This window comes from Bradyrhizobium sp. AUGA SZCCT0105, assembly GCF_018129565.1.
GTDB lineage: Bacteria > Pseudomonadota > Alphaproteobacteria > Rhizobiales > Xanthobacteraceae > Bradyrhizobium.
Window position 1 is genome coordinate 615,788 of the sequence record NZ_JAFCMK010000002.1, and the last position, 13,010, is coordinate 628,797.

The 13,010-nt window shown below is 66.2% G+C and carries 8 protein-coding genes; 4 read left to right on the plus strand and 4 right to left on the minus strand.

All coding sequences use genetic code 11. The features are described from left to right. Positions 1-137 precede the first annotated feature (137 nt). Entirely contained in the window at positions 138-1,214 is a 1,077-nt protein-coding gene (locus JQ573_RS12050; RefSeq protein WP_212310097.1) for a YbhN family protein, read from the plus strand. A 119-nt stretch (positions 1,215-1,333) separates the two neighbouring features. Then, positions 1,334-3,292, plus strand: a complete 1,959-nt coding sequence (locus tag JQ573_RS12055) for a hypothetical protein (protein ID WP_212310098.1) — start codon at positions 1,334-1,336, stop codon at positions 3,290-3,292. Positions 3,293-3,356: 64 nt separating this feature from the next. Here the strand turns inward: JQ573_RS12055 and JQ573_RS12060 are convergent, their stop codons facing one another. Continuing rightward, entirely contained in the window at positions 3,357-3,932 is a 576-nt protein-coding gene (locus JQ573_RS12060) for a DUF2147 domain-containing protein (RefSeq protein ID WP_212310099.1), read from the minus strand. A 127-nt stretch (positions 3,933-4,059) separates the two neighbouring features. After that, positions 4,060-5,088 (minus strand): NAD(P)/FAD-dependent oxidoreductase, encoded by a 1,029-nt coding sequence (locus tag JQ573_RS12065; RefSeq protein ID WP_212310100.1) that lies wholly within the window; start codon positions 5,086-5,088, stop codon positions 4,060-4,062. A gap of 163 nt (positions 5,089-5,251) precedes the next feature. On the opposite strand from JQ573_RS12065, the gene JQ573_RS12070 reads away from it, so the two are divergent. Further along, positions 5,252-5,713, plus strand: coding sequence for a thioesterase family protein (locus JQ573_RS12070; RefSeq protein ID WP_212310101.1), 462 nt, complete (start codon positions 5,252-5,254; stop codon positions 5,711-5,713). A 105-nt stretch (positions 5,714-5,818) separates the two neighbouring features. Here the strand turns inward: JQ573_RS12070 and JQ573_RS12075 are convergent, their stop codons facing one another. Together JQ573_RS12075 and JQ573_RS12080 are read right to left on the minus strand one after the other, a co-directional pair. After that, positions 5,819-6,139, minus strand: a complete 321-nt coding sequence (locus JQ573_RS12075) for a 2Fe-2S iron-sulfur cluster-binding protein (RefSeq protein ID WP_092115454.1) — start codon at positions 6,137-6,139, stop codon at positions 5,819-5,821. A 163-nt stretch (positions 6,140-6,302) separates the two neighbouring features. Continuing rightward, positions 6,303-6,680 carry an Hpt domain-containing protein gene (locus JQ573_RS12080; RefSeq protein WP_092115455.1) on the minus strand — a complete coding sequence of 126 codons (378 nt, stop codon included), beginning with the start codon at positions 6,678-6,680 and terminating at the stop codon, positions 6,303-6,305. 380 nt (positions 6,681-7,060) lie between these two features. On the opposite strand from JQ573_RS12080, the gene JQ573_RS12085 reads away from it, so the two are divergent. Further along, the gene (locus JQ573_RS12085; RefSeq protein ID WP_212310102.1) at positions 7,061-12,991 is read left to right on the plus strand and encodes a negative regulator of septation ring formation; all 5,931 of its coding nucleotides are present in this window, start codon (positions 7,061-7,063) and stop codon (positions 12,989-12,991) included. The last annotated feature ends 19 nt before the right edge of the window (positions 12,992-13,010 follow it).

Consider the following 13,010-nt stretch of genomic DNA (forward strand, 5'->3'; position numbering starts at 1 on the left):
GAGCCGAAGGTTGGCTTGTCAAGGGCTGCACAACGCATCGGTTTTGCCTTATGGGTCATCGCGTACGGTGCGTTTGCCCGTCACCCGTCGCCGTCCGTGACTGGGTCCCACTGAAATTGTCCCTGCCGGGAGGATGAATGCTTCGGCTGCTGACCACGCTTGGGCGTGGCTTCAAGGAAAAGATCGGCTGGAAACGGCTCGGGATCGCTGCGAGCGTGCTCATCATCGCGTTCGCGGTCGCGACGCTTGTCCACACCCTGAAGGGCGTCGATACCGGTATCATCCTCACCGCGCTGACCGACATCGCGCCGCACCGGATCGCGCTGGCGGCGCTCTGCGTGGTCGGGGCGTTCTGCACGCTGACCTTCTATGACTTCTTCGCGCTGCGCACGATCGGCAAGACCCACGTCCCCTACCGGATCGCAGCGCTGTCGAGCTTCACCAGCTACACGATCGGCCACAATATCGGCGCCACCGTCTTTACCGGCGGCGCGATCCGCTTCCGGATCTATTCCGATTACGGCCTCTCCGCGATCGACGTCGCCAAGATCTGCTTTCTCTCGGGCCTGACCTTCTGGCTCGGCAATCTGTTCGTGCTCGGCTTCGGCATGGCCTGGCACCCCGCGGCGGCGTCGGCGATGGACCTGCTGCCGCCGGCGATGAACCGGCTGATCGCGCTCGGCTGCCTTGCCGGCATCGGCGCCTATTTCGTCTGGCTCCTGACCGGCGAGAAGCGCCGCGAGCTCGGCCAGAACGGCTGGAAGGTGGTGCTGCCCTCGGCCAAGCTGACGCTGCTGCAGATCGTCATCGGCGTGGTCGATCTCGGCTTCTGCGCGCTCGCCATGTATCTCCTGATGCCGACCGAGCCGCATATCGACTTCGTCTCGCTGGCGGTGGTGTTCATCCTGGCGACGCTGCTCGGCTTTGCGAGCCACGCCCCCGGCTCGATCGGCGTGTTCGACGCTGCGATGCTGGTGGCGCTGCCGGAGTTCAGCAAGGAGCAATTGCTGGCGACGCTGGTCGTGTTCCGTATCCTCTATTTCCTGATCCCGTTCGGGATTTCGATCTCGATCATGGGCATGCGCGAGCTGTGGCTCAACGTGGTGCGGCCCTGGCAGGAACGAAAAAGACTCAGCCAAGCCTGCACGGCTTCGGCGACCGTGCGGCAACCGATCGAAAGCCGGCAGCAGCAGATCAGGCGGCTGAGACGGTAACAGCGAACGTTATCGGCCCCAAGGTCCCCTGCTTTCAGTCCCGGTGTTTCGATCCCGGATTGTTGGTCTCTGCAGCCGCTTCTCTTATTTTCGCCGTACCACTCGCGTCAAACCGCGCCATGATTGGCTTTCTGGTTCGATTTTCGTTTCGTGTCACGGTCTGCAGCGTGCTGCTCGGCAGCGCGCTCGCGGCGGTATTGGCGTCAACCGCCGACGCGCAGGATACCCAGCTCTCGATCTCCTGGGAGGTCCGCAACCGCTTCCGACTGTTCCGCGAGGAACGCGACTTCCGTCTGCATGTCGAAAGCGGGCTCGGCCGCAGCGTGCTGGCCTCGGAGCAGGCGCTGGAACTGCAAAGCGACGGCCGCGGCTGGGCGCGCAACACGGTCAACCGGCTCTGCATCGACCTGCAGGGCCGCGTCAGCGAGCCTTGCACCCGCGACAACGTCAAGGAAAGCTATCTGACGCCGATCGATCACCCGATCGTGGTGCGGCTCACGGGTCCGGTTCCGGTCGGCGCGACCTGCGCCTGGTCGTTCGACGACGGCGACGGGCCGCAATCCTCGACATTCGATTGCGCCGAGCCGGTCAATCTGCGCGTCCGCTACGGCCGCACCACGGTCGCGACCGTCGATGTCGCCAGCGGCTCGGATGCCAACCAGCGCGTGACGACCCAGATCGCGGTGCGCGATTTGCTGATCGCCGGCCTCGGCGACAGCATCGCATCCGGCGAAGGCAATCCCGATCGTGCGATCGCACTTTCCGACGAGGGGTTCTGCTTCCGCTCCTATCTCGGCGGCGCGCAATACTACCGGCCGAGCCGCGCCGGCTACAAAGGCGGCCGCGCCTGCGAAGCGCCCGACACCCTGACCAACTGGCAGCGCCAGAGCGCGCTGTGGCTCAACTCGGCCTGTCACCGTTCGCTGTACAGCTACCAGACCCGCACCGCGCTTGCGCTCGCCGTGCAATATCCGCACATCGCGGTGACCTATCTGCCGCTGGCCTGCACCGGCGCCACCATCGCCGACGGCCTGCTCGGCTCGCAGCAGGCGCGGGAATGTCTGCCGACGAAAACCGCCAACACCTGCTCGGGCACCGTCAATGGCCAGATCGCGGAGCTGCGCACGGCACTCGCAGCCGCCAAGCGCCGGCAGCCGGACCGCACGCTCGATCTCGTGCTGCTGTCGGTCGGCGCCAACGACATCTACTTCTCCGGCCTCGTCGCCAACGTGATCGTCGACACGCCGACCGAACGCGCGCTGTTCAGCCAGGGCGGCTCGATGGCCAGCGTCGACGATGCCCGTTCGGCACTGGCGCGCGACCTGCCGGCCGACTTCGCCAAGCTGCGCGATGCGCTGAAGCCGTTGGTCGGCGGCGACCTCTCGCACGTGGTCTACACGGCCTACGCCAATCCGGCGCTGGCCAATGGCGGCGCGCCCTGCCCCGGCGGCCGCGCCGGCTTCGAGATCCATCCCTCGTTCAACGCCGATCCGAAGCGGCTCGCGGCGGTCTCGGGCTTCGTGCAGAACGAGTTCCTGCCGCAGCTCAAGGCGATCGCGCAGTGCCAGTCCGGCATCATCTGCCGCAATCCGCAGGCCGACCGCATGACCTTCGTCGATGCGCATCAGGATGCGTTTGCAAGCCACGGCTTCTGCGCACGCGCGTCGACCGATCCGGAGTTCGACCGCGACTGCTTCGCCGCCAACGGCGACAGCTTCGTCTCCGACATCGTCGCCGCGGCCAACCAGCCGCTCAAATGCGGCCGCAGCGCCGGCGAATACCGCGCCTATCTGCCGCGGGCGCGCTGGATCCGCGACGCCAATGACAGCTATTTCGCGGCGATGACCTACCCGCAGGGCCTGCCGTCCTCGATGCAGCCAACCGACATCCACGATGCGACATGGGGCATCCTGTCGGCTGTGTATGGCGGCGCGGTGCATCCGAGCGCCGAAGGACATGCGGCGATGGCCGATGCCGCGGTCCCCGCAGCCGCCACCGTGCTTCAGTTGAACACGACAGTGCCTGAGGTGATCTCCGAGCCGGTCGCGCCATTGCCGATGGCACCGGTGCAACGCTGAACGCTGCACGCTCGCGACGCCGCACGCGTGCGGCCGCGAACCAACGTGATCCCAATGAGGGTGTCTAGTGCCGCTTCGTCGCGGGCAAGGGCGCCGGTGGCGGCGGCGGCTTCATCGCTGCGGCTTGCGCCGGCAGATATTTGGCGACGATTGTGGGATCGAGCTGCGCCATCGCCGTGTCCGGCAGCCGGGTCCAGACCTCGTCCTTGCCGAACAGCGAGATGCCGAGATAGCCGCGCATGGTCAGCGTCTGTCCATCGGCGCTCAGCGTCATCTTGGCCTTGTAGACCTTGCCGTTGCGCGGATCGAGCACGTTGCCGCCTTCATAGGCGAGCCCGTTGCGCTTCATGTCGCGGATCAGGGGAATGCCAAGCCACGGCATGTCCTTGCGATCGTCCGTGCATTTCGTGCAGACCGGATTGGGCGGATCGCCGGGCGCTGAGAACATCTTTGCGATCATGCCTTCGAACAGGCCGTTGCGCTCGATCACCAGGAACCAGCCTTCGGGCTTGCCGTCTTCGATCTTCTGCCAGAGTCCGGCCGCCGATAGCTCGGCCGCGGAAGCTGCAAGCGGAGCAGCTAGCGCAAAGGCCGTAGCGATCGCCAGGATCAGCCGAAGTCTGGATAGCGTGTTCCGCATCATCATCACCTGATCAATCGACAAACTCGATTACGAGCAGACTACGGCCATTTCGCGGAGTGTTCCAGTACCCGCGCCGCACGGGCAATGGCCCATGCCCCCGGCATTGGTCGCTGCTGGAGTGGAATCAGTTCACCCCAAGCTTCTTCTGCAAACTTGATGACGAGGTTGTGTACTGGAACACCAGCCGCTTGTCGGGATACACGTAGCGGTGCGCCTTCTGCGCCATCAACGCGCCTTCGTGGAAGCCGGAGAGAATGAGCTTCAGCTTGCCCGGATAGGTGTTGATGTCGCCGATCGCGAAGATGCCTGAAACGTTGGTCTCGAACGCTGCGGTGTCGACCGGCACCAGATTGTTCTCCAGCGCCACGCCCCAGTTCGCGACCGGACCGAGCTTCATGGTGAGCCCGAAGAACGGCAGCATCGTATCGCAGGTGATCGTCGACATCGCATTGTCGTTGCCCTTCAGCGCGGCGCCCGAGAGCTGACCGTTGGCGCCTTCGAGCCCGGTGACCTGGCCGATCTTCAGATCCATCTTGCCGTCGGCAACCAGCGAGCGCATCTGCTCGACGCTGTGCGGCGCTGCGCGGAAATCGTCGCGCCGGTGCAGCAGCGTGATGCGCTTGGCGATCGGATGCAGATTGAGCGTCCAGTCGAGCGCGGAGTCGCCGCCGCCGACGATCAGGATGTTCTTGTCGCGGAACTGCTCCATCTTGCGCACGGCATAGAACACCGATGTGCCTTCATAGGCCTCGATGCCCGGCACCGGCGGACGCTTCGGCTGGAACGAACCGCCGCCCGCGGAGATCACGACGACCTTGACCTCGAACTCCTTGCCGGCATCGGTCTTCACGCGGAACAGGGGATCGCCGATCTTCTCGATGCTCTCCACCATCTCGTTGAGGTGGAAGGTCGCGCCGAACGGCTTGATCTGCTCCAGCAGCTGCTCGGTCAGGCCCTGGCCGGTGACAAAGGGAATCCCGGGAATGTCGTAGATCGGCTTCTCCGGATAAAGCTCGGCGCACTGCCCGCCGATTTTGTCGAGGATGTCGACCAGATGCACCTTCATGTCGAGCAGGCCCAGTTCGAACACGGCGAACAGTCCGCAGGGGCCCGCGCCAATTATCAGCACATCGGTTTTGATCGCTTCGCTCATATCCGCTTCTTTTCAGTTGAGATCGACTGGACGGCTTTCGCCTGCCCAGCCAAGTATGGCCGGATCGGGACATGCATAATAGGGACAGCGGCTGGCGCGGCAACCCCTTGCCGAGCCTGCGCAACTCGGCTGTATGGGCGGGAAACCGATGGAGATCCCCCTCGTGAATGCCCCTGTCCGCGCCGACGATGCACCGCGCCTGGAAGAGTTTCCCTATCGCCTGTCCGACAATGTGCGCTTTGCCGATCTCGACCCGAACGGGCACGTCAACAACGCCGTCTATGCGAGCTATTTTGAGACCGGCCGCGTCACGCTGGTGAAGGACCTCAGCATGGGGCTGATGCCGGCCGGGCTTGGCTGGATCATGGTGCGGCTCGACATCCATTTCCGCGCCGAGCTGCACTGGCCGGGACAGATCGAGCTCGGGCTCGGTCTCGTCAAGTTCGGACGGACGTCGACCACTTTCGATCAGGTGGTATTTTCGGAAGGGAGATGCGTGGCATCGGCGAAGGCGGTCACCGTGATGATCGATGAGGCCACGCGCAGACCGACGCCGCTGCCGGCGGAGGTCAAGCAGAACTTCCGCCGCTGGGTCCGTCGCGGGGTGAACCCGGACGGCGAATAGGGGACGACAGAGCGCTTTCGAGCGAAGTGGATACCGGTTCGCGTGAAGAAAACGCGTCAAAACAAAATCTAGAGCCCCGCTCCGATTCAGTCGGAACGAAGGGCTCTAGGCCTGCCGCTCCGGCGTCGACACGACCAGTCCGTCGAGATCGTCGGTCACCTTGATCTGGCAGGACAGCCGCGAATTCGGACGCACGTCGAAGCCGAAATCCAGCATGTCCTCTTCCATCGGCGACGGCGCGCCGACCTTCTCGCGCCACGCGTCATCGACATAGACATGGCAGGTCGCACAGGCGCAGGCGCCACCGCATTCGGCTTCAATGCCGGGAATGGCGTTGCGGATCGCACCTTCCATCACCGTCGCGCCGTTCTCGATATCAATGGAGCGTTTCTCTCCGGAATGGTCGATAAAGTGTATTTTGGCCATGATTGCTCGTGCTGCCGGAATGCGCCGGACGATGGTTGGAAAGGTCCCGGCAGTCGTATAACGGGTCGATCCGTACAGCGCTAGCGCGGAGACCGAAAACCTGCCGGCCGGCCAGGGCGGCGCCCTACCCGTTGCCGCAGGCCGTGGAGAGGGCCGATAAGGCTTAGGAGCGGCCCAGAATCAGCTCAATCGCCGTGCGCGCTTCGGCAATCGCGGCCCCGAGCGCGGCGAGCGGCTGGGCCGGGTCGGAACCGGCGGTGAGCGCGGTTTCCAGGTTGGCGGCCGCCTCGGCGACGCCGAAGGCGCCAATCGCCCGCGCCGATCCTTTCAGGGTGTGGGCGTGGGTCGGAGCCTCGGGCGGCAGGGCAGCCAGTTCGCCGAGGATCCGGGCCGACTGGGTCGAGAACATCGCCAACACCTCCCGCTCCAGGCCCGGGTCGCCCAGCGTCATCCGTCGAAGGTGATCGACGTCGATCGGCCCGTCGCCCGGCGCGAGCGGCGGCGATTGCGTCCATTCAACCCGTTCGAGATGAAGCGGCATGGCCTGTCCCTGTCGTCTCTGCCGGGCTTCACCGGCGGACCGTTCGCCCAGCCAATCACGAAACTGGTTAACGAATTGTTGTCGGGATGATCGGCAAAACCGCCCGATTCTGGACAATTTCCGGACACAATCGGCCCTCTGCGGCAGGAATTTCGAGTACCCATAAGGCCTTATGGCGCAAAGCTGTTAACGATGATTAAGAAAGTATTAATCGCAAGCATTTCATTCGCATCGCTCTCCCAATAGGATGTTTGCGGATGTAGCGGACAAGCCGCCGAGGGGGCGCTTGCGCTCCGCTTGTGGGCACCGGCTTCGAGCTTGCGCGGGGACGTTTCGCAGGCTCGCCGACGCGTAAAGTAGTGAGAGGGCTCAGACTGAACATGGCGAACACTCCCAAGAAGGTCAAAGATCCCACCGAAGTCGCGCTTTCTGCCATCCAGGAAGCCCTCAACATCGGCGAGCAAGGCGCGGAGAGCCGCAGCTCCCTCAACGAAGGCGCCGCGGCGCCGAGCCTGCCGCCTTCAGCTCCGGATTTTTCAGCCGCATCGTTCGAGTCCCGTACGAATACCGATCGTTCGGTGTTCGAGCCGATCGAGGAACCGCGCGCGCCGCGCCGCGCCGCCAATGATGATCGCGAGACCATCGGCCAGATGCTGCAGACGCTGCAGGGAGGGCGCGCCCGCAACGCCTTTACGCTGTTCTTCGTCTGCTCCGGCGCTTGGCTGCTCGGCGGCGTCATCCTCACCGTCGCGTTCTGGCCGGCCCTACAGGCTTCGATGGCCCAAGGCACCGGCGTCCTGGTGCTCGCCGGCCTCGCCGCGCTGTTCGCCGTTCCGGTGCTGCTGTTCTATTATCTCGCCAGCCTCGCCTCGCACGGTCAGCGCATGCAGATGATCGCGCAATCGATGGCGCAGGTCGCGATGCGATTCTCCGAGCCGGAAAACGCCGCCGCCGATTCCATGGTGACGGTCGGCCAGGCGATCCGCCGCGAGGTCGCGGCGATGGGCGACGGTGTCGAACGCGCGATCGCGCGCGCCGGCGAACTCGAGACCCTGGTTGCCAACGAGGTGGCGGCGCTGGAACGCGCCTATTCCGACAATGAAGTGCGCATCCGCGCGCTGCTGCAGGACATCGCCCACCAGCGCGACAATCTGGTCGGCCAGGCCGAGCAGGTGCGCAGCGCGATCTCCGGCGTGCAGATCGACCTGCGCCACGACATCGCGCTGATCTCGGACGCGATTGCCTCGCGCGTCGACGAGGTCGCCAAGAGCATCACCGGCGCGCTGGAAGAGCGCGGCCAGCACATCACGACCGCACTGAGCCATGCCGGCGACAACATGATCCTCGCGCTCGGCGAGCGCGGCGGCGACCTGCTCGACCGCCTCGAGGAAGCCAGCGCCGAGACCACGCGCGCGGTGATGGACGCCTCCGAGCGGCTCACCACCAGCCTCAACTTCAAGACCGGCCACGTCCATGACGAGTTCGTCGATCTCGCCGATCGCGTCCACGAGATGCTGAACGAACGCGTCGACCGCATCACCGGCGAGTTCGAGCAGCGTTCGTCTGCGATCGTCGACGGCATCTCCGACCGCACCGAAGAGGTTCACGACTCCCTGAAGAATTCCGCCGACTCGCTGCTGCTCGAGCTCGAGCTGCGCAGCAACGACCTCGTCAGCAAGATCGACGACGCCGGCAACCGCCTCGCCGGCCAGATCATGACGTCCGGCGACAGGGCGAGCGAGGCGCTCGACGTCACCGTCAATTCGCTGGTCGCCAAGGTGGTGGGCCAGACCGAGACCGCGCACGACTCGCTGTCGCTGCAGATGAGCGCGTTCGACGACCTGGTGAAGAACCACGGCAGCGAGCTCGCCGAGAAGTTCGCCCGCGACTCCGGCACGCTGGGCGCGCTGATCACCCGCCACATCTCGGAATTCGACCGCACCGTGAAGACGTTCGGCGGCGACATCGTCGAGCGCATGGGCCAGCGGACCCAGGACATCGCCGACAGCCTGAAGACCTATGTCGACACCTTCGACAATCGCGTCACCACGAATAGCGGCGAGATCACCGCTTCGCTCGACCAGCGCCTGCTGCAGTTCGAAACCACGCTCGGCAGCCGCGTCACCCATCTCGACGCCTCGCTGACCGACAAGCTGTCGTCGTTCGACAATTCGCTCGCCACCAAGATCGGCACGTTCGACGGCCGCCTGCAGTCGCTGGATGACGCGATCGACGGCCGCATGCGGACGCTCGAAGTCACCTTCGAGAGCCGCGCCAAGTCGGTCACCGACACCATCGACGGCCATCTCGGCACGCTCGCGACCCAGCTGACCGAAGGCGCCACCCAGGCGATCCACTCGATCGACTCGCGCCTCGGCCTGCTCACCACCACCCTGACCGAGGGCACCGTGCAGGCGATCGCCGCGGTCGACCATCGCATCAACGGCGTCACCGAAACCATCGACGGCCATAGCAACCGCCTGGTCGACACCATCAACGGCCACAGCACTCGCCTCGCCGATACCATCAACGGTCACAACAGCCGCCTCGTCGAGACCATCAGTGGCCATAGTTCGAACGTGACCGACACCATCTCGGCGCGCTTCGCCGATATCCAGCAGGGCATCGAGAGCCGCGTCGGCGTCATCGCCGGAGACATCGACACCCGCGTCGCGCAGTTCGAGGACCTGCTGGGCTCGCGCGTCGAGGCCGTCGCCGGCCGCATCGAGAGCAGCGGCCGCCAGGCGAGCGAGGACCTGATGTCCCGCGCCGAAATGTTGTCGTCGAGCATCAAGTCCCATGTCGAGGACGCCGAGCGCTCGCTGACCAACCTCGTGGTCAACACCAGCGAAACCATCCAGACCGGCGCGCGCACCGCGCAGCAGGCGCTGCTCACCGTGTCCGCGGATGTCGGCAACCAGCTCAAGCAGAGCTCCGCCGAGGTCGAGAGCGTGCTGACCGCGGTCGGCACCAGCGCCGCTAACTCGATCCTCACCAGTGCCCGCGACGCCCAGGTCTCGCTGGTCTCCGCATCCGGCGACGTCGCCTCGCAGATCAAGGCGCTGTCGGAGGACGTCGAGCGCACGCTGCAGGCGGCCGGTAGCGCCACCGCAGCCTCGGTGCTGTCCGGCGCCCGCGACGCGCAGACCACGCTGGTCTCGGCCTCGATCGAAGCCGCAAGCCAGGTCAAGTCGCTGGCCGCTGACGTCGAGCAATCGCTGTCGATGTCCGGCTCGGCGGCCGCCGAAGCGATCATGACCGGTGCCCGCGAGGCCCAGACCACGCTGATCGCGACGTCAGCCGACATCACGGGTCAGGTGAAGTCGCTCGCCAGCGACGTCGAGCGCTCGCTCTCGATGGCCGGCTCCGCGACCGCGGAAGCCGTCGTCGCCTCTGCCCGCGAAGCCCAGAGCACGCTGGCCGGCGCGTCGACCGAAGCCACCAATCTCGTCCGCACGCTCGCGGCCGACATGCAGCACTCGCTCTCGACCGCCGGCACCGCGACCGCGGAAGCCGTCGTCGCCTCCGCCCGCGAGGCCCAGAACACGCTGGCTGGTGCGTCGACCGACGCCACCAATCTGGTCCGCACCCTGTCGGCCGACATCGAGCGCTCGCTGTCGATGGCGGGCTCCGCCACCGCGGAAGCCGTCGTCGCCGCCGCGCGCGAGGCCCAGAGCACGCTGGCCGGCGCATCCACCGAGGCCACCGATCTGGTCCGCACGCTCGCGGCCGACATGGAGCGCTCGCTGTCGATGGCAGGCTCCGCCACCGCGGAATCGATCACATCAGGCGCGCGTGAAGCCCAGAGCATGCTGGTCAATGCATCGACCGAGTCTGCGACAAAGGTGACGGCGCTTGCCGCCGATATCCAGCGCGCGCTGTCGATGGCCGGTTCCGGCACCGTCGAGGTGCTGACGGCCGGCGCTCGCGAGGCGCAGAACACCCTCGTCACCGCGTCGACCGAAGCGGCCAACCACGTCAAGTCGCTGGCAGCCGATGTCGAGCGCACCCTGACGTCGGTCGGCACCAACACCGCGCAGACGATCCTCGGCAGCGCCCGCGATGCCCAGAACTCGTTCGTGGCAACGTCCAACGAGGCCGCAACCCAGATCCGCGCGATCTCCGTCGAGATCGAGCGCTCGCTGACCACGACCAGCGCGGAGACTGCACAGACCATCCTGGGCAGCGCCCGCGAGGCCCAGAGCTCGTTTGCGGCGACCTCCGCCGATGCCGCCGCCCAGATCCGCACGCTCTCGACCGACATCGAGCGCGCGCTGGGTTCAGTCACGGCCAAGACCACCGACAACATCCAGACCTCTGCGCAGAACGCACAGGCTGCGCTGGTCAACATGTCCAATGAGGTCACGACCAAGGTCAAGACGACCTCCGCCGACATCGAACGTTCGGTGCTGTCCGCTTCCAGCGCATTCGGCTCGGCGATGACCGGCAAGACCGACGAGATCGTCACCTATGTGCAGCAGCAGACCGAGCGGCTGTCGCAGATGGTCGATGGCCGCCGCGGCTCGCTGGTCGAGGCGCTGACCGCCAAGACCACGCAGCTGTCGAACGACATGGATCGCGCCACCGCGGACGCGCTGAAGGCGATCGAAACCCGCGGCCTCGCCTTCTCGCAGTCGATGGCGGCGCACGGCGGCGATGTCGCGCGCAACATCACCTCGGCCGGCGATCAGGCGACCGGCGCGGTGGCGAAGTCGCTCAAGGAGCTCGAGCAGGCCTCGCGCGCGGCGATCGACCAGTCGCGCCAGGTCTCGATCTCGGCCGTCACGGAGATGCAGGAGACCAGCAAGATCCTGCGCACCGATACGGTGGCGCTGTTCGAGCGGCTGCGCGAGGGCAACATCCTGCTGCAGGAAGTGTTGACCGGCGCCCACGACAACCTCAACTCGCTGGAGCGCGCGCTGGTGACCCGCGTGGCCGACTTCGTGTCCGCCATGAACGACGTCACCTCGCGCAACGGCGTGGCGACCCAGACGCTGGAAGACCAGCTCACGGTGTTCAACAGCAAGACCGGCAAGGCGCTGGAAGATCTCGGCGCGCTGTCGAGCCAGTTCGAGACCCATGGCAAGGCGCTGATCGAGGCGGCTGCCGTGGTCGAGCAGGCCAACCGCTCGACGACGGCCTCCGTCAGCGAGCGCAAGTCGGCGCTGGAATCGCTGGTCACCACCATCGACCTGCGCACCACCGATCTCGACCAGCGGCTGTCGCGCTTCACCGGTCTGCTCGATGAATCGCTCGGCGCTGCCGAGGAACGCGCCCGCGACATCGCACGCGTGGTGGCGGAGACCGCAGGCGCCGGTTCGGCTGCGATCAGCAAGCAGTTCGAGGCGGTGCGCATGGCCGCCGAGAACGAGCGTCAGCAGACCGTCGACGCCATGAGCGAACTCTACCAGCAGAGCAACGCCGAGACCGACGCGATGTTCAAGGAATCGACGGAGAAGTTCTCCGCGATGGTCACGGCGATGAAGCAGATGGCGAGCGAGATGCACAGCGAGCTCGAGGCCACCCGCAACGAGCTGCGCCGCGGCGTGCTGGAAATGCCTCAGGAGGCCGCCGAAAACACTGCGCAGATGCGCAAGGTGATCGTCGACCAGATCGAGGCCCTGGCCGAGCTGAACCGCATCGTCGCCCATCACGGCCGCGGGCTCGACGTGGTCTCGTCCAACCGCGCCAGCGTCCGCCACGAGGAGCCGGTGATGGCTGCCGCCGGCGGCCGCGGCGACGTGCGCATGCGCGACAGCGTGCGCGACAATGGCAACAGCGCCTCGACGCTGCCGCCGCCGGATCTCGGCATGGCGACCTCGCGCCGCACCGAGGCCCCGCCGGTCAGCCCGGCCGGCCCCAACAACGGCGATGGCTGGCTGTCCGACCTGCTCAACCGCAGTGACGCGCCGCCGCCCGCCCCGCAGAACCGCGACGCCCAGCAGCGCCCGCGTCCGCAGCAGCAGCCGGCCGCCAATCCGCTGGAATCGCTGTCGCTCGACATCGGCCGGCTGATGGACCGCACGCTTGCGGCCGAGATGTGGGATCGCTACCAGCGCGGCGAGAACAAGGCGTTCTCCAAGCGCCTCTACACGCCGGCCGGCCAGAAGGCCTTCGATGAGGTGGCCCGCAAGTACCGCGCCGACCGCGGCTTCAAGCAGACGGTCGACCGCTACATCGCGGAGTTCGAGCGCCTGCTCGACGAAGTCGCCCGCGAAGGCCGCGGCCAGCAGGAGCTGAGCAGCCACCTGACCTCGGAAACCGGGCTGGTCTACACCCTGCTCGCCCACGCCGCGGGACGGCTGGGGTAAGCGTTCGAACCATCGCAGA

What these genes read in the sequence shown, in the direction of transcription:
- JQ573_RS12050 (WP_212310097.1), top strand. Translation starts at nt 138, where the DNA reads ATGCTTCGGCTGCTGACCACGCTTGGGCGTGGCTTCAAGGAAAAGATC.
- JQ573_RS12055 (WP_212310098.1), top strand. Translation starts at nt 1,334, where the DNA reads ATGATTGGCTTTCTGGTTCGATTTTCGTTTCGTGTCACGGTCTGCAGC.
- JQ573_RS12060 (WP_212310099.1), bottom strand. Translation starts at nt 3,932, where the DNA reads ATGCGGAACACGCTATCCAGACTTCGGCTGATCCTGGCGATCGCTACG.
- JQ573_RS12065 (WP_212310100.1), bottom strand. Translation starts at nt 5,088, where the DNA reads ATGAGCGAAGCGATCAAAACCGATGTGCTGATAATTGGCGCGGGCCCC.
- JQ573_RS12075 (WP_092115454.1), bottom strand. Translation starts at nt 6,139, where the DNA reads ATGGCCAAAATACACTTTATCGACCATTCCGGAGAGAAACGCTCCATT.
- JQ573_RS12080 (WP_092115455.1), bottom strand. Translation starts at nt 6,680, where the DNA reads ATGCCGCTTCATCTCGAACGGGTTGAATGGACGCAATCGCCGCCGCTC.
- JQ573_RS12085 (WP_212310102.1), top strand. Translation starts at nt 7,061, where the DNA reads ATGGCGAACACTCCCAAGAAGGTCAAAGATCCCACCGAAGTCGCGCTT.